The organism is Chryseobacterium sp. CFS2 (assembly GCF_036543225.1).
GTDB lineage: Bacteria > Bacteroidota > Bacteroidia > Flavobacteriales > Weeksellaceae > Chryseobacterium > Chryseobacterium culicis_A.
The window spans coordinates 121,567-147,205 of sequence record NZ_JAZHQU010000002.1; the positions used below are offsets into that span (position 1 = coordinate 121,567).

The following is a 25,639-nucleotide window of genomic DNA, read 5'->3' on the forward strand; positions in this document are numbered from 1 at the left end:
AGAAAATCTCGTTAGCAGTGACTTCATTAGAATTTATTTTGCTTGCAAATATAAAATTTATATTCTCAAATGCCAATCTGATATTAGAAAGGTGCATTAGGCTGGGTAAAGCTTCTGTCTTTGTACTTCAATGCATCACTTAAGATATTGGCTTTGATCCCGATAAAGAAGTCATATACTTTATACTGCCCGAAAGGAACCCAGTTGAAATTGATGGTAAAACTTCGCTGATCTCTTGAAAAACCAATTCTTGTATACGCCAATTCTTTAGTCACCATATCATAATGCGTACTTCCGTTGATATTCCAGTAAGGGGTAAGTTTAATACTACCATCCAAACCTAAAGATGCAATTTTATTACCAAACCTGCTTAATCCTTTTGAGTAGGCATAATTGGCACTAATATTCAAAGTCCATGCCTGATCAAAGTGAGCATAATGATCATCATCAAAATAATAATTTTCATTTCTGACTTCTCCTTTGGACGAATACTTTTTAGCATAATCTTTCTTCTCTCCAAAAATTTCGCTGCTTAAAGGATAAGACAACTGAACGTTGAATCCCTGTACACTGAAATGCCCGAACTGTTCTGTTCTTATTCCTGTATCCTGTCCTGATGAGAAGTCAATTTTATAAGGTTCCAGTGCCAGACTGGTATTTACCGTAAGTTTATTGTTGAAAAAAGAAGACTGTCCATTGATTGAAAATACGGACCACGGATGATCTTTAGCGGCAAAGTTGTAGCTTCCTGCAAAGTTTAAAGATTCAAAAATTTTGACTTTTTTCACTCCTGTAGAATCACTCTTAGACTTTACTTTCATCTCAATATTGTTACCGATATTGAAACCTAAAGCTCCCTGCATACCACTTGACGGACTTGAGATGATCCCTTTTTCAAAAATAGAATAAGGGGTCAGTGCTCCGTTGGCATTGTAATAATTCTTGTAATATCCGAAGTTAGGACTTGAAAAGTCCGGTGAATAAGTAAAGCTCACACTTGGAGTCATCATATGTCTCACCGCTTCCACTGTAGATCCTTTTTTGAATTTCATCATTCCGAAAAGCGTTGTCTGAAGACTGGCAGAAGTAGAGAAGGTAGAATATCCTGTAAAGTTTTTATTGATCTCGTCAACGGTTACATTTTTTACGGGATCATAATATCTGTTCAGCGTTTTTGTAGTCAAAGCGTTATCAATATTCGCACTTAAACTGAAAGTGAAATATTTCGCCAATGTTGTATTGGTTGCTAAAGCGATGTTATTTTTAAGCCCTGTCTGCATCTTATCCCACATTTCTTTTTTAAACAGCTCATTTTCCTGAGTGTTTACGAAATTGGTAAGGTTGAATCCGGTATTTACTGTAATATTTTCAAGAAGTCCCTGTCTGATTCCTGTTCTTGATTTAAACAGATAAAACTGGTTGATGGCTACGTTCATTTGCGGAAGACGAAGGTCTGCCAATCCCGTTGCAAAGTTTTGAGAATAAGAAGCAGTTCCTGTAATCGTCATCGGAAGTTTCAGGAATCTCTTGGTAAGGGTTACCGTAGAGTTCTGCTGGGTATTCAATACATTCTGGTTGAAAATGTAGTTGTTATTAAGCGGATTATTATAAAACTTGGTACTTACAATATCTACTGAAGCACTGAATGTAAGGAAAGGATTAGCTTTAGAATCCTGAGAATGCGTCCAGTTTATTCTGTATGTACTGTTTTTGGTATAATCATCCAGTCCTTTAATTCCTCTTACCATGGTACCGATGTCTGCCGTAAAGTTTCCGGAGTAACGGTATTTCTTCTGATAGTTCATCTGAGGACGTAAATTCCAGCTTCCTTTTGTATAGATATCAGCTAAAACTTTAAGATCGAAGTGTTCTCCAATGGGTTGGTAATATCCTATTCCATTCAGGAAGAAACCTACATCTTCCCTTTCCCCGAAACTTGGGATCAGGATACCCGCTGCTCTTTTATCCGAGAACGGCAAAATGGCAAAAGGAAGATAAAGCGGTGTAGGAACCTGCTCAATAAACATTTGAATAGGACCTGTAACGATCTGGGATTTATTCTTGGTTTTAATCAGCTTAATATTATAAGCTCTCATAAAATAATCCGCTGCCGTATCTTTTTTCTTAATGAAATAATCATCCGTTGTATAATCCGCTTTTCTCATCGCGAATACGGAATCATTATATTTTTTTGTTTTCTGAGCTATAATTACCCCTTCACTTTCTTCTGTTCTTGCATTGAAAGCAATGGCCTGTTTCGTTTTTGTATTATAACTGAATTCGTTGGTTTCATATTTTTTTCCTGCCTGAGTGGTAATTACAGGTTCAATAATCTTCCCTAAAGAGTCCTGTTTTCCTCTGGCATAGATCAGACTTTTATTATCATCAATAGAGATATAGTCTGCATCAATCTGCATATCCTGATATTTTACCTGAGCATTTTTATTCAGGAATGTCATTTTTTTCGGGACATCTCTTCTCTGATCATCCGCTTTGGTACGAAGAACATCATTTAAAGATTCTTTTTTTACAACTATGGTATCCTTTTTGGAAATAGTATCATTAACCGCATTTTTAGGCAATTTTTCAGGAGTTTTCTGTGCTAAAAAATTGTTAAAAATTAGGATAATTAAAATTTGTAATATATTTTTGAAGACGGTTTTGGCCAATTTTATACTATATAATTAAGGCTCAAAATTAATATAATTTTTATAACTGTAAGATGTACAAACAAAATTTTAAAATAATTTTATCATTTCTCCTTATCCTTACCAGCAACTTTATTTTCTCCCAAAAGAAGTTTACTATCGTTCTGGATGCGGGTCACGGAGGAAGTGATCATGGAGCCAACAGGACTTATTCTGACATTGGAAGAGTCGCAGAAAAAGACATTACACTTTCCATTACGTTAAAAGTAGGGGCAATGTTGGAGAAAAACAGAGACTTCAAAGTAATATATACCCGAAAAATTGACGAATATCCTTCTCTGTCGGACAGAACCAATCTGGCCAACAGGAGTAAGGCAGATCTTTTTGTATCTATTCACTGTAATTCTTCTCAAAGACCTACAGCATATGGTACTGAAACATATGTACAGGGACCTAACCAGAATAATGAAAACCTGGAGGTTGCTAAAAGAGAAAATGACGTGATCTTTCTGGACGAAAAAGATAAGCAGACATTCGGGTCGTATAATCCGGATTCACCAGAATCATTAATTGCCCTGAAGCTTCAACAAAGTAAATATCTGGAGTCAAGTCTTCTTTTGGGAGGATTGGTAGAAGATAACTTTGTGAATAAAGATAAAAGATCTTCAAGAGGTGTATTCCAGAAGAACCTTCACGTTCTCCGTATGAACGCCATGCCATCTGTACTGATAGAAACAGGGTTCATCAATCATCCTGAGGAAAGCCACTACATTGCATCAGACAAAGGACAGAGTGAAATTGCGGAAAGTATCTACAATGCCATTATTGATTATAAAAAAGCTATTGACAGAAAATCCGGAGGTTCTATTGCTGTCAGAAAACCTGAACCTGAAAAGCCGGCAGAAGTTCCTTTGAAAAATGATTTCAGAATTCTCTTAATGAGTTCACCTACTAAATACAATGAAAATGATCCAGCACTGAAAGGACTGAACTATATTCTTACCCTTAAGGAAAACGGACAATATAAGTACTATTACGCTGTAACCAATATGGCTTCCGTGAAAGACATCAATCTTAAAACGGCCAAGGATGCAGGCTTCAGAAATGCTTTTGCGGTAGGATTTATGCCTAACCAGAGAATCAGCATGGGATATTATACAATAGAAGTATATTCCGGTGATAAGCTGAATGGTAATTCTTATATCCTTCAGAATTTAAAAGATGTGGAGCGAAATAAGGACAGTGGTATATTTTATTACACGTATGGAAAAGTATACACCTTAGAAGATGCTGTAAAACTTCAAAAAGAACTTGAAGCTAAAGGTGTCAAAAATACTGTGATACAGAAAGTCTACAAATAATTTAAAAAAATAATTTTGAAGTTAAAAAGTTAATGATTACTTTTGCAACCTCAAAATTTGGCCTATTCGTCTAGTGGTCAGGACTCAAGATTTTCATTCTTGCAACAGGGGTTCGATTCCCCTATAGGCTACAACTTATAAACCTTTAGCTGATCAGTTAAAGGTTTTTTTATGGGCTCTTCTGTTCTTATTTTTTAAATTTTAACAGCTTGGAGTACCTTTCAAATTTTGTCATTATATTATTAATGAAAAGGACAGGGATTTTTAGCATACTGACACTCTGATAATTACTGTCATTATATTAAAAAGGAGTTTACTTTTATTTGAAAAAAGCATTCTGCCTATGTTATATGTTACAAAAGCATTATATTTGCAAAAATTTTAGCCATAGTTGGTCACCCAAATATGGTCACACTGATGAAAAATATTATTGATAAATCATTGTTTGTAGTTTTCTACAGGCTATCAAATTTTATATCATGCCGGATTTAAAAATACAAGAAGCTAAATTGCTTTTTAAGAAAATCCACTCTAACCCAAAAAGTTATGATTTACAAATCAATGAAGGCGGGATTACAGGCAGAGATGATAAAATCAGTTTCAGACTTTACAGGACTGGAGAAAGGGTTGCTTTTGAAGTAACAATTGACGAACTTACTTTCACCAACACCACTGGAGAATGGAATAATGCACTGATCATGCTAGGAAATACGATCAAAAAATTAGAAAAAGAACAAGAAAATTTAAAAATAGAACAAGCAATAAATAAACTTAGAAAGTACCTCTCAGAAGAAAATTAAAATTTTTGAAAATAAATTTGGTAGTTTAAAAAAAAGTTTATAGTTTTGCACTCACATTTAAACGATATGGCAAATCATAAATCAGCACTAAAAAGAATCAGACAAAACGAAACTAGAAGACTTCGTAACAGATATTACCACAAGACTGCTAGAACAGCTTTAAAAGCTTTAAGAAATGAAGAGAACAAAGCTGCTGCTACAGAACAATTGCCAAAAGTTATCGCTTTATTGGATAAATTAGCTAAGAAAAATATTATCCACAAGAACAAAGCAGCTAACTTGAAAAGCAAATTAACAAAGCACGTTAATAAATTAGCGTAATAATATAGCTGGCCCGTTCGTCTATCGGTTAGGACCTCAGATTTTCATTCTGGTAAGAGGGGTTCGATTCCCCTACGGGCTACTTACATCTTATAAAACCACTGTAATAACGGTGGTTTTATAAAGATCACAGTAGAAAAGCTATAACAAAATACATCTAACCGGCCCGTTCGTCTATCGGTTAGGACCTCAGATTTTCATTCTGGTAAGAGGGGTTCGATTCCCCTACGGGCTACAATAAGAGTTGATACTTATAAAAACAAAAACTAGCACATTACTTCGGTAATGGAAGATAGAGGGCCCGTTCGTCTATCGGTTAGGACCTCAGATTTTCATTCTGGTAAGAGGGGTTCGATTCCCCTACGGGCTACAAAAGGACTTTTTAGAAAGTCCTTTTTTCGTTTCTGCATATGCATTCTGGCACTTCCTTTCCAAAAACACCAACGTTTTAAGCATTCTCACCAATTGATTATACGGATTACTACCGGATAAAACAATCTTTTTCCTGAATAAAGCTTCCCATTTACTAAACTGTTTATACTCTACTCTACAGTCATATTAAATTTCATTAAAAATATCACCAATAATGGAAATATTGCTTTCTCATTATTCCACTAATCCTTAAATTTGAATAAAACTATTCATTTTAAAATATATAACATGAAATTCAATTTACTTTCGGGGAATCCATTCTCTTTCAAAGCCGGGCTGATGGCTTTATTTCTATTTTCAGCCAGCACAATGTTTTTTGCACAAAACAGAATTTACGCCCATGCCCAAAGCTCGGGTGTATTCGGAGTAGCCTGCCTGGGATGTCGTATAGATAATCCACTTAATGCTGTAGGATATGACGAAGATGATTATTCAACAATGGTATTGGGAACAGCTCTATTGGGAGGAATTCAGCAGACACTGATTTTCCCTGACCTAAGATCAGACACAAGACTGGTTGTAGGAATCGGTACAGACAATATTCCTTTATCTGTGCAACTATTAAGCGGAGTAACTCTTGAAACAATGAACGGAGGAACCTCTAATGACGACCGCAGAACCATTGATGTCAGCCTTCTTAAACTGGGAGCCACGCCGAACAGAGGTACCGTAGAATTCAAACCAACAAAGCCTTATGATGGGATAAGAATAGGCTTAACAGGAGGAGTACTAAGTCTTGGCGGCGGATTCAGAATTTATTATGCTTATCAGGATCCATTGGCAAACATTTTGGCCCACAGCTTAAACGGACAGGTAACTCTTGGAGGAAACGTAGCTTTGGAAGGCTCAGAGGTTACACTATATAATACATCAGGAAAAGAAGTATTCCGTTCTACATTGAAATCAAATACTTTTGAATCCAGACAATCAGACGGTATTTATATCATGAATGTAAAAACCAAAGAAGGGAAAACATACTCCAGAAAAATTTTAATCAAATAATTCAATAAGCAATAAAATAAATACGGCAGTCTTTTTAGGTCTGCCGTATTTTTTGTCTTCATTTTCAGAGAAATACAAAAATATCTATCATTAAATAAAAACAAATTCACAACCACAAATATCAACAAATCATTAACAAATCACAGAAATATGAAATAAAATAAGCAACATAATCATTTTATTTATAAATTTACAAAAAGCTAAAACCCAAAATTTTCCAACATATGAAAACTTATTTATTACTTAGCCAACGCACGATGAAAGCTGCAGTTTTGGCGTCATTCCTATTTTTAACAAGCACAATGTCTTTTGCACAGATTGTAAAAACCTATGCAAGCAGCCAAACCAATCAGGTACTTGGAGTATGCTTAGGCTGTGGTGTATTGAATCCTGAAAATGCTTTAGGAAGTAACGAAAGTGATTACTCCACCATTCAGGTTTCAGTAGGTCTTTTGGCAAGAACGGAACAGACATTGATCTTCCCAACGACCAATATCGCGAACAACACCAATAAGCTTGTGGTTGGAATTGGTTCCAATGGAACTCCATTATCTGCTCAGGTATTGGGAGGTGTAACTATTGAAACATTTAACGGAGATGTTTCCAACAACGACTACCAAAGTCTTACCAATACTCTGATCAACCTGGGAGCCGGAGATCCGAGCAAAGCTGAAATTGAACTTAACATGAACATTCCTTTTGACCGTATCAAAATCAATGTGAATTCAGGGTTATTGAATATTGGCGGTGAGCTTAGAGTATACTATGCTTATCAGTACAAAGATCCATTCATCAATTTCATGGCTCACAGCCAGAACGGGCAATTCACTCTTGACAAAAATGTTTCTGCTGAAGGTTCAGAGGTTACTCTAACGAATACATCAGGAAAAGAAGTATTCCGTTCTAAGCTGACCTCAAATACATTTGAAACAAAACAGCCACAAGGAGTATACATCATGAATATTACCACTAAAGAGGGAAAAACATATTCTAAAAAAGTGATCGTTAAATAAAAAAATACATAACAAATCGAACCCGGCAAGCTTTTCAAGCTTGCCGGGTTTTTTATATTCAATCTAGAATCATATCCGGCTCATAATGATGTTGAATGATAAATAAAAACCCCTGATCAGTTTTGATCAGGGGTTTTATTAACAAGATTACGAACTAAAATACTATTAGTTTTTGATTACTTTTTGCTGATATACAGCTTTATCTGTCACGGCTTTCAAAATATAAATACCTTTTGGAAGTGAACTTACATTGATCTGTCCGTTATTCAGTTGTGCATTTACTACTCTGCCTGAAGCATCATACATAGAAACATTCTGAATTTTCTCCTGAGTTTTAATCATAAGAATATCAGTTACAGGATTCGGATAAATACTGAATTCCAGTTTTTTCACCTCAGCTGTAGCTAAAGTTGATGTGGTACTGTTTACCGTAATTGTCTTTTCTACCAGCTTACCATTTGAGTTAAAGCTGATCACAATATCAGATGTCCCCGAAACAAGCGGCGTCAGAACCAATTCATCACTATTGTTAATAGCAGCAGAAACGACCGTAGGATTACTGTTTGATTTTATAGTTTTTACCACAGATACCGCCATGTTATCTGCATCAGAAACTATTGATTTCAGATCAACGGTTGTGGTATTCCCAGCTGTAATCTGTGAAGGTAAAACGTTGCTTACAACAGGAACGGAATTGTTGGTAAATACTGTCAATGCAGGGAACCAATAATAATCGTTCAGTGTTTTTGTATTGATAAGAGCTCCGGTCATATCATAGGTATGAATCCAGTTTTTCTGATAATGAGCTCCATATCCGCTTTCCGTTGTATTCAGAACCAGTTCTCCGGTAACAGGATTTATACGAAGCGCCGCACCGTAAGGAATTTGCTTAAATTGCCCTGTCTGCCCTGGGATTGCAGCAAAATTTTCGTTAAATGTTTTTGTAGTAACATCGAATCTTACAATCTGTGTTCCTGAACTCCAGCTGCTGATTGAATTGATCCAGTATAAAGCATTTTCTTTGTTACTTGCTGAAAATTTACCTGCATTCCATGCTCCCCAGTCACCGATATATTTTGTTGTTGGGATATTGTAAACCTGTGTTGCAAAAGTAGTAGGATTGATGCTGATCAGCTTCTGATCCTGAATTCCCCATATACTTCCGTCTTTAGCCTGAGCAACTGAGTAGAAACCTCCGGCAATAGTACTTACTACGGTATCTGTATTAGGATTTATGACTAAAATCCCTACTCCTTGTTTCACCGCAAATACATATTGTGAAGTACGGATCATATTTCCGATCTGTCCCGTTCCACCCGTTCCGGTAATTAAAGAACCAACCTGTAAATTATCAATATTGAAAGTAACAATTCCTGTAGAAGTACCGATATATCCTTTATGTTCGTTTACTCCCACAAATGATCTACCATCACCACCTCCGATATTGTTGAATCCGGCAATTTTCTGCATGGTCTGTGCATTGGCTACAACCAATCTTCCTCCAGGTGTATATTGAGTATCTCCTCCATCAGCAGCTTGTTTTGACACGAAATAGAATTTATCACCATAGATTGTTCCGTATTGTGTAGTGGCACCGAAAGCCTGATTATTATTTGCATTGCTGTATACACGATAGTTGATCTGCCCGTTATTGTCAATGAAGTTTACGGAACCATTGGTATGGCCAAACCATTCTTCGTTCACCATGAAATATCCATTGGTAAAGTTATTGGAAGCCACATAAGGAGAAACCGGAGTGATGGTAGAAGAAATAGGAGTTTCATTAAATCCTACATTAAAATTCCAAACATCCCATGAACCGTTTTCCAAAACACGTGAAGAAGCTCCTACACTAGAATATCCAAAATCGGCATCCGCAGGGTTCTTTACCCAATATGCCCAGTATCCGTTCACGGTCCAGCCTGACTGCCAGTGATCATTAGCAGCATCTACAATCGTATAGCTGTCAAAATCATAAGCTGTAGTATTCACAAAGCCATTCACCGGATATAGCGGATAAGTGGCATTTCCGCTTTTGATCAGTGCATTGGTATTCTGCCCATTCAGGTCAAATCCTATTCCTCCAACAGCGGATCCAAACTGCGTTCCCTGATAAAGCAGTGTATATAATCTGTGGTCTGCTTTAGCAATAGCTTTCAGCATATCTTCACCTGTAGCATTTCCGTTCCATTTGAATCCCCAAACCATAGCATCAGGGTTTTTGCCATCGTTCCACTGTACTACAAAAGCAGCCTGGTTGGTGCCTGATCCTACCCAATACTGAATATCAGAAAAACTGATTGTAGTGGTATTAAGCTTGCTGATCCCTGAAATATCATTTCTGGGTACACCCTGAACTTTTATCTGTGCATTTGATAAGCATGCAAACAGAAAAAGCATCATAAAAAGATAAAACTTTTTCATTTTTTATTAATTTAAATAGATTGTATTATTGACTTATTATTTGAAGTGTAAATCGTAAGCTCCCGCCACTTCTGTGGAAACTTCTCCCAGCCAGCCAGCTTCCTGATTAACTCCTGTGTATATTTTCATAAAATCGACTCCCGGAAGTTTCACATATTTTCCACTTCTGTCTACCGCCCAGGAAATATCAATATTGGAGGCATCATCAGTATTCGGAGCATTATCCGCATATCCGAATTCATATGATTTTCCTACCCAATAGGATCCGTCACCGCTCTGATCGAAGAAGTTATTTGCCAGTCTGGTTCCCGAAAAACTGTAAGAAGGATCTGTAAACCATAAAGGATAATAGCTTTGTGCATGAAACGTATTTTTTGTTTTAAATCCCTGATTCCCCAGATTATCATTCCACTTGATATATTCTACATCAGTCTGCCAGAATTCGGTCCCGGGTACAGGAACTTTATTTTCATTAGGCTTATGGTACGTAATACTATAATCTTTTACGGTTGTATTTTTGAAATATTCGCTGCCTGCAATTTCGTACCACTCATCATTATCGGGTTTCCCATTTTTATTTTTGTCGTAGGCCACCATAATAATTCCCGGCTCACAAGATCCTGAACGCTGATCATTAGCATCATTTCCAAAGAATGCATTTCCAAGCACTTTAAAATCTCTTCCATTCAGATTGGGAATTGTATGATCAAAACCGAAAACGACATAACCGCCATATCCTCCAAGGCTGATCATCGTAGAATTCCCTCCTACCAATGATTCATTTGCTTTCTGAAGCATATTCGCAGCAGTATTTCCAGGTATATATTCCGGAATTTCATTCATGAACTGTCCTACAGCAGGACGGAATTCTAATACTTTGGAAATATATTTACTATAAGGTGTTTTTTCTTTGGTAACGATTATTTTAGAATGATAAATCTGCTCCTTCCCTTTATTGTTGATCTTCAAAGTCAGAGGATACGCATCTGCGTCCGGACTGATAAATTCAAGTTCTGAATTTTGAGAAATGATAGAATCATTAATGCTCCATGTAACCGATCCTGATGCATGGGTAGGAATACTCAAAACTTTAAAACGCTCAATGGAATAGGAATCATCAAGACCGTTAAATGTAAATTCATCTTCATCATCATGTTTGCAGGCTATCACTCCTACGAGGAAAACTGATAAAAATCCGATTTTTAAATAGGTAAAGGTATTTCTGTTCATTTCTTAAAGTTTGATTATTTGTATAAAAAAGCAAAGTGGGCAGGAATATTTCCTCCCTCCGTTTTCCACTTAAAGTGTCCGTTTTTATCAAAGCAATACACAAATCCCATGGATACATAATTTCTGGCATCTGTGATGTAGATATCTTCTGTGATGGGGTTTACTGCTATGCCGTAAGGTGTTTTAATGGCAGTTTCGTATTCTTTGTCAAAAATTTTGTTGGCAATAATCTCTTCTGTTTTCACATCAATGATTCCAAATGTTTTTTTATAGCTGTGGGTATTGTAGTTGAATTCATTTCCGTAGAAATAGAGTTTATCATTAACGATTGTCATTTCACTGACTGAGAGATGGAAATCTTTTTTAACAGTTCCTGTGGCTGCATCAATTAAATAAAGGCTTGAAGGAACGTTATAATAATCTCCTCTTGAGCTTACATACAGATCTCCATAATTGTCCTTTTTAATGTGGTGAAGATTGATGGCAACATTTAGTTTTTGGATTTCAGTAAAAGTGCTCAGGTCAATTACAGAAACCGTATTGTCATAATCGGGCGCTTTGTATCCTCCGGAATTGGCAACAAATAACTTATTGCCTACAATTTCCATTTCTTCCGGCTGATATCCCACCACCACCTCACGTTGAATAGAAAGAGAAGTGGTATCAATCTCCACTACTTTTCCTTTTGGTGCTTTGGGATTAATGGCTACAGGTCCGGCATAACTACTGGCATAAGCTTTCCCGTCTTTGAAGGCCAGATATCTGCAGTTTTGCAGGGGAATGGAAGTAATACGTTTAGCGGTTTTGGCATCCAGCACTTCAATTTTATTGGAAACATTGACTACGATATAGAGTTTGCTTCCATAGACTTTGATATCATTTCCTACATCTCCCAGCTCTTTTACTACATTCGGATTGATTTCAGCATAGATATTCCGGTAATAGGTTCCTTTGGTGTAATCAAAAAAATCCAGCGTACATTTATTGCTTCCCATATTCCCTTCATTCAGCATGTAAAAACCTTTTATTGCTGTATTTTCTGAAGGAAGTCCTTCTACCACTTCCTGACGGACAATAATATCATCTGTACGGCATGAAGTAAGAAAAGCTAATACCAGAAATAAAAAATAAAAGTTTAGTTTTCTCATAAGGTGAAGTTTAGAATAAGTTTAAAATTTCTTCCAGGCATCGGATAATTGATGACAACATCATAGTATTGATTGAAAATATTATTCATCTCAAGGCTCACTTTAAATTGGTGATTCGCCCAATTGAATTTTTTCTGAACAGACAGATCGTGAGTGTACCAGGGCTGCACATAATTGTATTGAATATTGTCCTGATTCACATCATATCTTTCTCCTACATACATCGCACTGTAATTGAAACTCCAGTCTTTATAATCTGCCATCAAACTGAATGATCCGCTATGCCATGGGGTATAAGGAATCTGATTACGATAAAAGGTATCTTCCGGATCACTTATATCTCTTGCGCTTTGATACGTGTAAGAGAGCAATGGCCTTAGCTTTACCTTTCCTAATTGCATTTCAGTCTGAATATTCACATCCGCTCCAATGATTTCAACCATTCCAAGATTCATCATCAGCCAGCGGAACATACTTCCATTAGGGGCCGCTACAATTTTATCCTGTACTTTGTTGTAGTAACCATCTACTTTAGCATAAAAGCTTTTAAAGAAATGGTTGGTATAATTCTTCTGATAAGTAAATCCTACGTCATACTGATTGGTAAATTCCGGTTTCAGATAGGTATTTCCGATATTGGTATAATATAAATCATTGAAAGTGGGAAGTCGGAAAATTCGTTTATAGAAAGCTCTAAGTGTAAGCTCAGGAATGATCTCAGGCTGATAACTCATAAATACGGCTGGTGTCCATTCTCTGCTGTCTCCGGGTCTTTTGTTTTTTCTTACTTCTTCAAACGTAAAAGTTCCTAAAAGGCTTCCCAGAATTTTGAACCTGTTCCACTGATAGGTTGTTGCCAATGCCACCAATGTGGTATAGCGTGTAGGATAAGAAAAGTTATCAAGATTAGCATCAAGATTATTATATTGAAAATCTCCGCTCAGACTCACATCCCAATTGGGTGTGATAGAATAGATATTGGATGAGGAAAGATAGAGCTCTCTTTGGATATAGGTATTATCGGTATGAATAATAGACTGCGAACGAACCGTATCCATGAAATGAGTATAATCGTAGGCGAATTTTGCTTTCAGCTGTGTTTCAAATTTTGGGAACAGTTTTTTTCTCAGATTGGCCTGTACAAAATAATTTTCGTCAGAAAGTCTCGCTCCTCTTCCACCAAAACGGCCGTTAACAATAGGGGCCGGCATCCCACGGTTTGAAATATAACCGTAGCCACGGATATTCCAGCTTCCGTTATTTAAAGTGCCATTGATAGACGTTTCAAAACGTTTTGCCCTGATATCTGAATCCTGTCTCTTTGCGATGGTATCATAAGCCTGCTGGCCATCGGGATATTTCTTGGCATACCGAAATCTGTAAATCCCGTCACTCTGCATGAATTCTCCACTGAAACTGGCAGAAACTCTGTCTGATATTTTTTGTTCCAAACGGAATGATGGATTGAAAAGATCAATGGACGCACTTTTTGCTCTTATAACGAGATTGGTTTTTCTTGTTCCTTTAAATACGGGTGTCTTGGGCTGCAGATAGATCGATCCCGAAGAGCCAAAGTCTTTTGCAGGTTGGAAAATTTCACTTTTCTGCCCGTTATACAATGATATTTCTTCCAGATCATCTAATGAATATCTCCCGAGATCTACCAGCCCGTTTTGAGCATTTCCCAATTGAATTCCATCATAGAAAACACCTACATGCTGGCTTCCCATACTGCGGATATTAATGGTTTTCAAACCACCTAACCCTCCATAATCTTTGATCTGAACTCCGGAAAAATACCGCAAAGCATCAGCAACTGAATGGCTGTTCAGTCTTTCCAGCTGCTCACCTTGCAGGGTTTGTGCCGGAATAATTTCTTTAAAATTCTTTTTATAAAGACTAATCGCCTTGATGGATTCCTCCTTCAGAGTGTCATTTTTCTTTTTTTGAGAATATAAAAGTTGAGATGTGATCACCAGTATTGTGAAAACAGCTTTATGAATTGCAGAAGTAGTTTGTTTTGCCGCCATTAGCTCATTTAGGATAATGAAGACGCTAATGGATATAAGAAAGCAACGACAAAGCACAGCTGTCACTGCACAGAATCATTGATGTCCTAAGCTTTATTCCACGAAAGCGTCAAACGATTATTTTCTGGCAGGTCTTCTGACTTACTCCATTTTTGAAATCCTTCCCATTAAAAAACAGTGGATATATTCTTCAAAAACCTTGGTGTGGAGCTTACAGCAGCGGGTCTGTTCCGGATTTTCACCGGATTCCCTTTTAAGAGCTTTTTAGGGCTCACCAAATTCCGGCAAAGATAAAAAATTATTCCTAACCCCCAATTAAAATAATGATTCATAAACAATTAAAGCTCCCGAAGGAGCTTTAACATGATTTTCAAAAGGGTTTTTATTTAAATTCCAATATTCAGGAAAATACTGAATCTTGATTTTGCTTCGATATCACCTCCTGCCAGATGGGTATACATAGGAAGCATGAGTTCACTTCCCAAACTCAGCCTTTTGTAAGAAGCTTCAAAACCCAATTTCCCATACAAAGCACTTCCTGCAGTATTAGGCAAGGCTTCATTGAACTGTTTATTCTGAGCATAAACCTCTCCCTGAACTCCCGTTTTTACAGAAAAAATAGATTTTTCATTCCCCGCAACCTGATAAAAACCTGTTGCAGCATAATTCCATTGGTTTCCAAATCGGTAATTTTTCTTATTCTCCGTTTTGATGGTATAATCTGTATTCACCAACACAGCCACTTTATTTTTCTGAAACTTATAATTCAAAGCGGCCTGATAATCCCAGCTTCCGGTTCCCAGCTGAAAACTCGGATTAACGCCGGAAGCTCCTTTCTCATCGAATTTCCCCAAAGGGATTTTCACACCCAACCCTCCGCTTAAGTGGTGAAAATTATCTTTAGAACTCATCAGCTGATAAATTCCCATCAGGTTAAGATCCCCGATTCCATTGATTTTGATATCTCCCTGTTGGGTTTTCTTTTCATGGAAATGGAATGGCAGACTTGCATATACACTCAGTTTTTTAGTTAAAGGAATCTTTCCCCAAAGCTGTAAGGTATTGAAATACTGATCCTGTGTAAGATCTTTCACAAATAGGTTTTCTTTTGCTTTGTAATGCTGGGCAAAGTATTTGATTCCGATAAACTGTGGATTCAATAAAGACTCAAAGCCGGAAGAACCGTTTCCTGCAGCACAGCCACAGGCATCACAATCATCATCAAAATCAAATCTGCTAAAGCTGTCCGGAGCTATATATGCGCTATCTCTGATGGTTTTTGCCTGATATTGCCCAAACAGGATTAAACTTATTATTACTATAATCTTCTTCATGTTTTCTATAAATTATTCTGCAAATTTTGGATTGGATATAAAACTTTTATCTGATAATGTTTTCAGGAATGCAATGATCGACTGTTTTTCCTGACTGTTCATAGCAATACCTATATGCCCATTCTGTTTCAGCTGCGAATCCAGATTGGGATTATCTTCTACCTGATCAGAATAGAAATTAAGTACCGCCTCTAAGGTGTAAAATCTTCCGTCATGCATATAAGGTGCTGTATATTCTACATTTCTCAGACTCGGAACACGGAATTTCATCCAATCTACCTGATTAAGAGTAACTCTGTAGCGTCCTGCATCTTTGAACTCGGTGTTATAATACATTCCTGTATTGCGGAAACTTTCATCGGTAAATAATTCTCCACTATGACAAGAGGCACATTTCTGACCGAACAAAGCCATTCCCTGAGATTCTGTTGAAGTTAGCTGCTCTTTTCCTTGTCTGAATCTGTCATATTTTGAATCTGCAGAAATCAGTGAAGCCATAAACTGTGACAGCGCTTTTAGAATTCCTTCTCCTGTAATCGTTTCATCTCCATAAGCTTCCCTGAAAAGTTTTTTATACTTCTGGTCATCTTTTATTTTTGAAATAGCTTCCGGTATAGAACTGTCCATTTCATTGATGTCTGTAATAGGGCTGATGGGCTGTTCATTAAGATTATGAATGACACCGTCCCACATATATCTTTTCAAAAAGGCCATATTCTGAATGGGTGGAGCATTTCGGATTCCAATTCTGTCATCTACCCCATGGCTTACAGTATGCCCATGATGGGTAAAAGCGTTTTCCTGAATATGGCAGAAACCGCATGAAATGGTATTATTCCGGGAAAGCTTTCCTTCGTAGAATAATTTTCTTCCCAATTCTACACCGTTTTTTGTCACCGGATTCGTTGATTTATCAAAAGTCATTTCAGGGAAATAAGAAGGAAACTGCAGATTATATGCTTCATCATTTTCCAGCGGCTGTATCACCTCATCTGAACAGGAAATACAACTCAGCAGAAATACACCCAGAACCAGTATTGTTTTTACAAAAAAATTAATCATTATGAACGTGATCTACTTTAAACATTTTTGTAAGGTTATTGGTAACGTCTACCAGATGTTGATTTGAACCCATCAGCATATCATTAGTTGCGGTAAGGGTAAGCGCTTTATCTCCACTCAAAAACTGATTCAGATCTGCCAGAATATGAACAGAAGGGCGAATTTGTCCTGTTACTCTGGCTGTTGTTGGAAGATTCAAAGTAATTTCACGATAAAGATCAGGGGTATTATTTTCCGTAGTATTTCCCATATTTCCTGTATGATTCATGAATTCCTTTGATGGAGAATCTGCTCCATACTTTCCTTCCAGTTTTACAAAAACATATCCGGCTGCCCATGACCATGACATCCCTTTCTGCTTGGCTTTTGTCCAGAATTCAGCTTGACCGTCCTGTCCCAATAAGTAAGCTTTCTGGCTGATTCCTAATCCGAATTTTATTTTTTTATAATTATTTTTCGGAATACCCTCCAGGTTGAGGTATATAATTCCGGCTACCGCATCAGCCTGATCCACGATGAAAGCACCTTTATCAGGGTTGTTTTCATTGTATTTAAATTCATTCCCGTTCTCGTCTATCAGGGAAATGTTACTGATTACATATTTTAAAGCAGAAAAATTATGTTTCTGTCCATTAGAAGAAGTCTGAACCGTTTGATTCAGGACAATATCTCCTACATTATTAAATCCGTTTTCAAATTTAATCTGAAGTTTTCCGGGCGTAGTATCCTGTGGATTTTCATCATCTCTGCTGTTTTCGCAGGCTACAAAAGAGAATAAAGTAAAGGCAATAAAGAATAGTGATAAAAATTTATAAATTTTCATTGTTGATTTTTTTAAGTTGAATGATAATTGTTGAATGTGAAGACATTCTTTTTTTTACCACAAAAGGCACCAAAGCTCTTACACTTAAGGTATATCAAGTGGTAATTTTTATGCACAATAAGAACACTTAAGCATTTTTATTTATCTGTGCTTTTGTGACTTTTGTGGTTGAATAGTGATCGTTTAACTTAAAAAACCGGTGGTTTGAAAATATGGGTAAGAAACAGAAAAGAATAGGCTGTTTCATAAGTGAAGTTGAAATTGAAAAACGGTTGTTTTTCAGCAGTAATGATCTCTGCAGTTTCAGGCAGAATATAGGTATCAAGGAGTTTAGGTCCTGAGCTTTTGAGTTTCTGAAAAGGTGAAGATTCTGAATCATTGGTTTTAGCCAATTCTTTACTCAGGTAACACTTTCCGTTACAGTGAACCTCTGGCCTGGATTTATTAATACAGAGAACTTTAACGATATAATCATAATTTACAGCATACTCTATCACAGGCACTAAAGGTCTTAGCACCATGTAAAAAGTAAAAAGTATGCTGTAAAATAATTTCATCAGATTATTTCTTGCTTAAAGCTTCGTCATATCTTCTGCTGATTTCTTTCCAGTTGGTAACGTTCCAGATCGCGGTAAGATAGTCTGCTCTTTTATTCTGATATTTCAAATAGTACGCATGTTCCCAGACATCAATTCCGAAGATAGGAGTTCCCTTCTCTTCCACCACATCCATCAAAGGATTGTCCTGGTTAGGGGTTGAAGAAACGAACAATTTTCCATTTTTATCTACGGAAAGCCATGCCCATCCTGATCCAAAACGGTCTGCTCCTGCTTTAGCCATTTTTTCTTTAAAAGCATCCATACTTCCAAAAGTTTCAGTGATGGCTTTTACCAATTTTGCAGAAGGCTGTGTATTCTTCTGAGGAGTAAGAACCGTCCAGAACAGTTCGTGATTGTAATGTCCTCCTGCATTATTTCTTACTGCAGCGGGCAGTTTTGAAACATTGGAAAGAATCTGAAACAACGTTTCTTTTTCCTGTGGAGTTCCTGTAATTGCTTTATTCAGATTAGCGACATACGCTGCCGCATGTTTTGAATAATGAATTTCCATCGTTTGGGCATCAATATTCCCTTCCAAAGCATTATAAGCGTATGGTAAAGGAGTCTGCTTAAACTGAGCCAGTGTAAACTGGGCCGCGAAAACTGCAGTTACAGCAGCTATTTTCAAAATCTTCATAATGTTTTTGTTTATGGTTGAACAATGTTTTTTGCTAAGCTGGAAGATGGGAGATGGAGGCTGGAAGTAATTGGCATTAAAGTATAAATCCTTCAACTTCTATTTACTTCTATAGCGATCTAAAAACCGCTATAGCTTTATCGTCTGGAAGAACTTCCAGCTTCCAGCTTCGTGCTCCCATCTCCCTTATTTCAATAATTTCTTAATATCCTCAATCAGAATTTCTCTGTCCGGATGGTATTTTCCGGTCAGCATAGGTGTTTTACCTTCCGGATCTTCATAATTCAATCCTGAATAATACAGAATAGGCATATTTTCTTTATTGTATCTGCATCTGATATTTCCATCCTGATCTACCAGGGCGATCATTCCGCTGTGGTTCAGGCTTTCTCCTTCATCTTCTTTGTCCCCCACATAGATATTAAATTTATCCGCGAGATCACCAATATAGGTACGGTCTCCGGTCAGGAAATGCCAGTTTGGAGACTTGGCTCCTATTCTTTGGGCATGTTCTTTCAGTGCTGATGGAGTATCATTTTCCGGATCAATGCTGATGGAGATAATACCAAAATTCGGATCATCGATCTGATTCTGAATAGCCTTCATATTGGTATTCATCACCGGACATATTGTAGGACATTTACTGAAGAAAAATTCTACGAGATAGACCTTTCCCAGCATATCTTTATTGGTGATTTTTTTACTGTTCTGATCTGTCAGTTCAAAATCCGGAACTTTCATTACGGTATAAAGGCTCTTTTTAAAATACCCCATTCCGACACCGATTCCCAGGAAAAGCAATGCAAAAACCACAATGGGTATGATCACTTTACTTTTATTATTGGTCTTGTTATTTTTGGGCATATTTCTCAGGGCTTTTTTTGAATTCATCTTTGCAGTAAACACTACAAAAACCGTACGTTTTATTTTTATATACCGCTGTATCTTTCATAGATCCGGCCGTTTTCATGTGGCAGATCGGGTCTTCTTCATTGACGACCTGTACATTTTCTATTTTCTTTCCGGAAGAATCCATGTGGCTTGCATGCTTTACCTGAGGCGTTTCCTTGGCACACGACAATAATGATATTGACAGTATTGCCGTCAAAATAAGAGGAGATTTCATTTTAATGTTAAATTGAAATTAATAATGATAAATTAACTTAGAACACAAAGCACAGCGTTATAAATTGTGGGAAATTAAACCCCAAATTTAATGATGCAAAGTGTAGTAATGACTTTTAATTGAAAGTTTCAGCACCTCCAATTTATAAACTAAAAATATAGTTTAAAATAAAATTAAGCTAATGGAGGATGGAAAATCCTGGAAAAATATTCTGAAGAATGAGAATTAAAGTAACTTGAATCAGGAATCTCAGTAATCAATTCCGGGTTGAGTAGTGAAGAGAACGAAAGGATATCATGAGAGATAAAGGCATCTAATCCTGCAATCTTTATGGTTTGAGAGCTATTGGACTGTTTTTCTGTTTTTGCCAGTTCTTTTTCCACATAGCATTTTCCCTTACAGGTTGATTGTGGTACATTTCTGTTCTCACAAAGGTTTTTCACAATATAATCATAGTTCACCGCATAGTTTACCAATGGCAAAACGGGACGTAATGCAATGGTAAAAATGACGAATATGGAAATAAATAACCTCAACGATTTTTTCTCTGTCACAAATATACTACTTCAAAACTGTTTTATGTATAATTTATGATGAATGTCATTGATGGTTGTTTACTGTTACCCACAAAAATTATAAAACTGTGCCTGTCAGCTGTATAATTTTATCCCGAACTTTGAGTAAGACTTTAGACCTAAATAAAAATTTAGTTCTTTATATACAATTTAATCTTGTTGATAAAAGCTTTGCTGATGTTTTTGGCAGAGCTTTTTTATGTTTTGTTGGGAATCAAAAGGTGCTAAAAATGTTTCCGAATACTTAATGTTTTTGAATAAGATTTTCAATCAAGAAGTAAACTTGCTTAAAATCTTTGATTTTCTTGCGTCCTTAAAAACAACACAATTTTTATCTTCTTTGCGCCTTTGTGTTTATCCAATAAAAAATCTATTCCCTTTTTTGAATTATGTTTTGGTATGGTGTAATGTTGGAAACGCAAAGACGCAAGTTTTTTTAAAATGCTTACTGTTTTAAGGCGCGAAGATTTTATCTCCGATAAAATTTAAAACTAATAATAATGAAACTGCTCATTAGATTCCTGCGGAATGACAAGCTGTGTGTATTATTTTCATACTTGTTGTAATTGTCTAATTATCTGTCATAGTTTATACGGAAAGTAGAGACAGTCCCTTTGTCACTCCGTAAGAGTTTCAATAGTATAATATGGATTTCAATGGAATGACTGGTATGATGGGTAATTTAAAACAAAAGCTCTACTGAAAATCAGCAGAGCTTTTATTGAATATAATTGAGTTGTGTTTATTATTTGCTTTTTAAAATTTCATTCTTTGAATTCTTACCGCATTTAAAATAGCCAGCAAGGCAACTCCTACATCGGCGAAAACAGCTTCCCACATAGTAGCCAGTCCACCGGCACCCAGAATTAAAACCACTGCTTTTACGGCAAAAGCAAGAATTATATTCTGCCAAACGATTTTTTTCGTTTGTTTTCCGATATTGATTGCCATTGGGATTTTGCTTGGTTTGTCATCCTGAATGACTACATCTGCCGTTTCAATGGTGGCATCACTTCCTAATCCTCCCATTGCAATTCCCACATCACTTAAAGCAACAACAGGAGCATCATTCACTCCGTCTCCTACGAAAGCTACGGTTTGTTTTCTGGCTTTAATTTCTTTAACCTTATTGACTTTATCTTCAGGCAAAAGGTCTCCGAATGCATTGTCTATGCCCAACTGATCTGCTACATATTTCACAACGGTACTTTTATCACCGCTCAGCATTGTAGCTTTTACATTCATCTTATGCAGATTGTCTACGGTTTCTTTGGCATCTTCTTTTATGCTGTCTGCAATGGTGATATATCCTGCAAACTTTTTATCATAAGCCACTGCGATGACCGTGTACACAATATTGGCATGGTTAAGATCATAATTGATATTAAATTTATCCATCAGCTTAAAGTTCCCTACCAGAAGCTCTTTTCCGTTAATCGTTGCTTTGAGTCCGTGTCCTGCAATTTCTTCTACATTTTCTAATGGAATATTGTGGTTGATATCTCCTACATAATTGTGAATAGCTGTTGCCACGGGATGGGTACTTTTGCTCTCAAGAACATTTACCATCTGAAGGATTTCCTCTTTATTAAATTCAGAAGCCATACTTACTTCCTGAACTTTGAATACGCCTTCTGTCATCGTTCCGGTTTTATCCATCACTACATTCTGAATTTCTGCAATACTGTCCAGGAAGTTACTTCCTTTGAATAAAATTCCATTTCGGCTTGCGGCACCAATTCCTCCAAAATATCCCAATGGAATAGAAATCACCAAGGCACAAGGGCAAGAAATCACAAGGAATATCAATGCTCTGTACAACCAGTCTCTGAACTGATAATCACTAACGAAGAAATAAGGCAGTAAGCAGATTCCAATAGCAAGAAATACAACGATAGGTGTATATACTTTAGCAAATTTTCTGATGAATAGTTCTGTAGGGGCTTTTTGAGCTGTTGCATTCTGAACCAGTTCAAGAATTTTACTCAGTTTACTGTCTTCATAGGCTGTATTTACTTTGACTAAGGCAATACTGTTCATGTTGATCATCCCTGCAAGAACAGCTTCTCCTTTATTTTTGGTATCGGGTTTACTTTCTCCTGTTAAAGCTGCTGTATTGAATGAAGCTGAATCAGAAAGCAGTTCTCCATCGAGAGCCAGTTTTTCACCGGGTTTCAGCTGGATAACATCACTGATTTTGGCTTCTTTTGCTTTTATCGTTTTGGGCTGATTATTTTCTATAATGGTGACCTCATCAGGACGCTGATCCAATAAGGCTTTTATATTTCCTTTGGCTCTGGTAACTGCCATAGACTGGAATACCTCTCCTACTGCGTAGAACAGCATCACCGCTACGCCTTCAGGATATTCTCCGATGGCAAAAGCACCAATCGTTGCAATACTCATCAAAAAGAATTCTGAAAACACATCTCCCTTGATAATACTTTTATAAGCATCTTTCAATACCGGAAATCCTACAGGAATATAAGCTGCCAGAAACCATACCAGGCGCACCCAGCCTGCAAACCATGCAGGTTTTATATAGTTATCAAAGGCAATTCCCAATAATAAGATAACAAAGGATATAATGGCGGGAAGAAACATCTGAAAGACTGTCTGATCTCCGGAGTCGTGAGAATGATCATGGCCGTCGTGGTCATGGCCGTCTCCTTCTGCATGATTATGTTTGTGTCCTTTTGTATCTGGTTTTTCCGGGGTTGTACTACAGCATTTTTCCATAACTGAATATTTTTATACAAATTTAAAGGTGAGACTGATGCAATGCTATTGCAAACTTTCGAGACAATTTTCGCAGATTCCTTTGGCAAACAATCTTATTTCATCAATCCTGAAGTTGGTCTGTATGTTTTCAGGGAAGGAAATATCTTCTTTACAGGTTGTCTGCTTGCAGATTTTACAATAAAAATGGAGATGCCAGTCTTTATGTGTTTTTTCATCACAATCGTCTTCACATAACTTGTATTTTGTGGTGGTATTTTCCTGAATGCTGTGAACAATTCCTTTTTCCTCAAAGGTTTTCAATGTTCTGTAGATGGTGATTCTGTCAGCATTTTCAAAATGATTTTCTATTTCAGAAAGGGATAAAGCAGCTTCCTGAGAGCTTAAAAAATCATAGACCAAAATCCTCATGCTTGTGGGTTTGGTATTTTTATCAATGAGTTTGTCTTCTATATCTTTTTTCATTGTACGCTTTTAAAGTTTTACAGATGTACTTCATCTTCTTCATAGCCTTCCTCTTCTATCTGAAAAGTGGTATGACTGATTTTAAAATTATTAACAGTAGTGTCTGTCAATGTTTTTAATAATTGATTCTGAGCATATGCCGCTTCTTTTACCACATGGGCACTCATTGCATTTACGCTTGATGTTAATGACCATACGTGCAGATCATGAATATTTTTCACTCCCGGAGTTTGTTCCAGAGATTTACGAAGTTCATGAATATCCACATCTTTAGGAGTTCCTTCAAGCAACACATTAATGGCTTCTTTCAACAGCCTCCATGTTCTTGGGAAGATCAGCAATCCAATTGCGGCTGAGATCAGGGGATCGGCATAATACCAGCCTGTTGTCAGCATAATTACTCCTGCAATCATCACTCCTACTGAAGTAAGCATATCTGAAAGGACTTCAAAATAAGCGCCTTTCATATTTAAGCTGCCTTCCGAGTCTTTTCTCAGAATCATCATTCCGACAATATTAACGATCAATCCGATTCCTGCTACAATCAACATTGATTTACTTTGTACTTCCGGCGGATTTTGAAACCGCTTGTAAGCTTCAAACAAAACATAGATCGAAATTCCCAGTAAAACAACCGCATTAATAACAGCTGCCAATATTTCGGTACGATAATATCCATATGTTCGGGAAGGATCTGCTTTTCTTTCTCCTATTTTGATGGCTATAAATGCCAGCAACAATCCTACCACATCTGTCAGCATATGCGCTGCATCTGCCAGTAACGCAAGACTGTTGGTAACAATTCCTCCTATCACCTCAGCAATGAGATAGGTCCCGCTAAGGCAAATAACGATCAGAAGGTTCTTTTTATGTCTGCTTCCTGCAGAAACGGTTTGTGTTGGTGTGTTTTCCATATTGTGTATGGTTTAATTACATTTCATAATAAGATGTATTTTCTTTTTTGGGTGGAACATTCTGCTCACCAATCATTTGTCTGATATTAATCTCTATGGTTTGTGCCAGAGAAGTCATTGGCGTATCTACAGGGCTATTTTCAAAGGGATCCTGCATGATGATTGATGTTTTTTCAATCGCAATGAATGTTACCGGAACCAGGAAAGTAATCGCAATTTCAACTGCCAGCTGTGAATCATCAAGTCCAAACGGAAGTATTGCTGCAAAAACATAAATCAAAATATGGACTAAAACACTATAAGAACGTGGAAAAACCGTATTCTTCAACCTCTCACATTTTCCCATACTGTCGCAAAGTCTTGTAATGATATCATTCAGCTGCATCTGTTGAAAATCGGTCAGTCCTTTGGAAGCGGCAATTTCTTTAAGCTGTCTGGAGTGTTCGTCCAGAATAGCATTGGGAATATTCACTGCTTTTATCTTATGCTGATCGAGATATTGCTGAACTTTTTCAGAGAATGGCAATTTTCTGAGGGCTTCTCCCAGCCCGTAAGTCCAGATGATTTGTCTTTCGGCAAAATCTTTTACTGTTTTATCTTCTCCCGCCGGCATAAACTGGATGATTAACCTTACAAAAGTCCGGGAATCATTCACAATAGCTCCCCAAACGGTTCTGGCTTCCCACCATCTTTCGTAGGACTGGGAAGTACGGAAAGCCAGCAGTAAAGACACTGCCGTTCCCAGCAATGCCGGAATATTCAAAGGCAGTGAAATTTTACGAAACCATGGCAACATATCCAAAAGACCGATGGCTACAGCGAATATTCCGATAAACAGAATTTGGCTTTTTATTTCACGGATGAAATACCAGACTGATATTTTTTTGTTTAATAACATAATCGGGTTATTTATTAAAATTAGGGTAGATAATCTTTACCTTTTTCCTGCCGCTTTT

The 25,639-nt window shown here is 36.9% G+C and carries 22 protein-coding genes, 4 tRNA genes and 1 riboswitch; of the genes, 9 read left to right on the forward strand and 17 right to left on the reverse strand.

Annotation, left to right across the window (positions count from 1 at the left end; translation table 11 throughout):
• Positions 1–83: 83 nt before the first annotated feature.
• Positions 84–2,669, reverse strand: a complete 2,586-nt coding sequence (locus ODR02_RS04000) for a putative LPS assembly protein LptD (protein WP_309511669.1) — start codon at positions 2,667–2,669, stop codon at positions 84–86.
• A 53-nt stretch (positions 2,670–2,722) separates the two neighbouring features.
• On the opposite strand from ODR02_RS04000, the gene ODR02_RS04005 reads away from it, so the two are divergent.
• The 9 genes from ODR02_RS04005 to ODR02_RS04045 all read left to right on the forward strand — a co-directional run bounded on the left by ODR02_RS04005 (position 2,723) and on the right by ODR02_RS04045 (position 7,577).
• Positions 2,723–4,009 (forward strand): N-acetylmuramoyl-L-alanine amidase family protein, encoded by a 1,287-nt coding sequence (locus ODR02_RS04005; protein ID WP_309511670.1) that lies wholly within the window; start codon positions 2,723–2,725, stop codon positions 4,007–4,009.
• A gap of 59 nt (positions 4,010–4,068) precedes the next feature.
• Positions 4,069–4,140, forward strand: a tRNA-Glu gene (locus ODR02_RS04010).
• A gap of 348 nt (positions 4,141–4,488) precedes the next feature.
• Positions 4,489–4,809: a hypothetical protein gene (locus ODR02_RS04015; RefSeq protein WP_105683297.1), complete on the forward strand. Its 321-nt coding sequence runs from the start codon at positions 4,489–4,491 to the stop codon at positions 4,807–4,809.
• 66 nt (positions 4,810–4,875) lie between these two features.
• Positions 4,876–5,130 (forward strand): 30S ribosomal protein S20, encoded by a 255-nt coding sequence (gene rpsT / locus ODR02_RS04020; protein WP_002983073.1) that lies wholly within the window; start codon positions 4,876–4,878, stop codon positions 5,128–5,130.
• 10 nt (positions 5,131–5,140) lie between these two features.
• Positions 5,141–5,212, forward strand: a tRNA-Glu gene (locus ODR02_RS04025).
• Between the two features lie 81 nt (positions 5,213–5,293).
• A tRNA-Glu gene (locus ODR02_RS04030) sits at positions 5,294–5,365 on the forward strand.
• 63 nt (positions 5,366–5,428) lie between these two features.
• A tRNA-Glu gene (locus ODR02_RS04035) sits at positions 5,429–5,500 on the forward strand.
• Positions 5,501–5,790: 290 nt separating this feature from the next.
• Entirely contained in the window at positions 5,791–6,564 is a 774-nt protein-coding gene (locus tag ODR02_RS04040) for a T9SS type A sorting domain-containing protein (protein ID WP_309511671.1), read from the forward strand.
• Positions 6,565–6,788: 224 nt separating this feature from the next.
• On the forward strand, positions 6,789–7,577 hold the full coding sequence (locus ODR02_RS04045) for a T9SS type A sorting domain-containing protein (protein WP_309511672.1): 789 nt from the start codon (positions 6,789–6,791) through the stop codon (positions 7,575–7,577).
• Between the two features lie 165 nt (positions 7,578–7,742).
• On the opposite strand, the gene ODR02_RS04050 is transcribed toward ODR02_RS04045, so the two are convergent.
• The 16 genes from ODR02_RS04050 to ODR02_RS04125 all read right to left on the reverse strand — a co-directional run bounded on the left by ODR02_RS04050 (position 7,743) and on the right by ODR02_RS04125 (position 25,581).
• Positions 7,743–10,001 (reverse strand): DUF5074 domain-containing protein, encoded by a 2,259-nt coding sequence (locus ODR02_RS04050; RefSeq protein WP_309511673.1) that lies wholly within the window; start codon positions 9,999–10,001, stop codon positions 7,743–7,745.
• 36 nt (positions 10,002–10,037) lie between these two features.
• Positions 10,038–11,231: a cell surface protein gene (locus ODR02_RS04055; RefSeq protein ID WP_309511674.1), complete on the reverse strand. Its 1,194-nt coding sequence runs from the start codon at positions 11,229–11,231 to the stop codon at positions 10,038–10,040.
• Positions 11,232–11,245: 14 nt separating this feature from the next.
• Positions 11,246–12,379, reverse strand: coding sequence for a YncE family protein (locus tag ODR02_RS04060; protein ID WP_309511675.1), 1,134 nt, complete (start codon positions 12,377–12,379; stop codon positions 11,246–11,248).
• Positions 12,376–14,409 carry a TonB-dependent receptor plug domain-containing protein gene (locus tag ODR02_RS04065; protein ID WP_309511676.1) on the reverse strand — a complete coding sequence of 678 codons (2,034 nt, stop codon included), beginning with the start codon at positions 14,407–14,409 and terminating at the stop codon, positions 12,376–12,378. The genes ODR02_RS04060 and ODR02_RS04065 overlap by 4 nt, the downstream gene beginning before the upstream one ends.
• A gap of 109 nt (positions 14,410–14,518) precedes the next feature.
• Positions 14,519–14,703: riboswitch (cobalamin riboswitch) on the reverse strand.
• A 92-nt stretch (positions 14,704–14,795) separates the two neighbouring features.
• Positions 14,796–15,743 carry a transporter gene (locus tag ODR02_RS04070; protein WP_309511677.1) on the reverse strand — a complete coding sequence of 316 codons (948 nt, stop codon included), beginning with the start codon at positions 15,741–15,743 and terminating at the stop codon, positions 14,796–14,798.
• A gap of 12 nt (positions 15,744–15,755) precedes the next feature.
• Entirely contained in the window at positions 15,756–16,805 is a 1,050-nt protein-coding gene (locus ODR02_RS04075) for a cytochrome-c peroxidase (protein WP_309511678.1), read from the reverse strand.
• Positions 16,798–17,628, reverse strand: a complete 831-nt coding sequence (locus ODR02_RS04080; RefSeq protein WP_309511679.1) for an MbnP family protein — start codon at positions 17,626–17,628, stop codon at positions 16,798–16,800. The genes ODR02_RS04075 and ODR02_RS04080 overlap by 8 nt, the downstream gene beginning before the upstream one ends.
• 188 nt (positions 17,629–17,816) lie before the next feature.
• Entirely contained in the window at positions 17,817–18,185 is a 369-nt protein-coding gene (locus ODR02_RS04085; RefSeq protein ID WP_309511680.1) for a hypothetical protein, read from the reverse strand.
• Positions 18,186–18,189: 4 nt separating this feature from the next.
• Complete coding sequence (locus ODR02_RS04090; RefSeq protein ID WP_105683287.1) at positions 18,190–18,864, reverse strand: superoxide dismutase; 675 nt, start codon at positions 18,862–18,864, stop codon at positions 18,190–18,192.
• A 186-nt stretch (positions 18,865–19,050) separates the two neighbouring features.
• Positions 19,051–19,728: an SCO family protein gene (locus tag ODR02_RS04095; RefSeq protein WP_209786202.1), complete on the reverse strand. Its 678-nt coding sequence runs from the start codon at positions 19,726–19,728 to the stop codon at positions 19,051–19,053.
• On the reverse strand, positions 19,715–19,990 hold the full coding sequence (locus ODR02_RS04100; RefSeq protein WP_309511681.1) for a YHS domain-containing protein: 276 nt from the start codon (positions 19,988–19,990) through the stop codon (positions 19,715–19,717). Before ODR02_RS04100 ends, ODR02_RS04095 begins: the two co-directional genes overlap by 14 nt.
• A 173-nt stretch (positions 19,991–20,163) precedes the next feature.
• Positions 20,164–20,544: a hypothetical protein gene (locus ODR02_RS04105; RefSeq protein ID WP_309511682.1), complete on the reverse strand. Its 381-nt coding sequence runs from the start codon at positions 20,542–20,544 to the stop codon at positions 20,164–20,166.
• Between the two features lie 777 nt (positions 20,545–21,321).
• Complete coding sequence (locus tag ODR02_RS04110) at positions 21,322–23,304, reverse strand: heavy metal translocating P-type ATPase (RefSeq protein ID WP_309511683.1); 1,983 nt, start codon at positions 23,302–23,304, stop codon at positions 21,322–21,324.
• A gap of 45 nt (positions 23,305–23,349) precedes the next feature.
• Positions 23,350–23,769 carry a Fur family transcriptional regulator gene (locus ODR02_RS04115; RefSeq protein WP_209786206.1) on the reverse strand — a complete coding sequence of 140 codons (420 nt, stop codon included), beginning with the start codon at positions 23,767–23,769 and terminating at the stop codon, positions 23,350–23,352.
• Between the two features lie 17 nt (positions 23,770–23,786).
• The gene (locus ODR02_RS04120) at positions 23,787–24,683 is read right to left on the reverse strand and encodes a cation diffusion facilitator family transporter (protein ID WP_309511684.1); all 897 of its coding nucleotides are present in this window, start codon (positions 24,681–24,683) and stop codon (positions 23,787–23,789) included.
• Between the two features lie 16 nt (positions 24,684–24,699).
• On the reverse strand, positions 24,700–25,581 hold the full coding sequence (locus ODR02_RS04125; protein ID WP_309511685.1) for a bestrophin family protein: 882 nt from the start codon (positions 25,579–25,581) through the stop codon (positions 24,700–24,702).
• Positions 25,582–25,639: the final 58 nt, after the last annotated feature.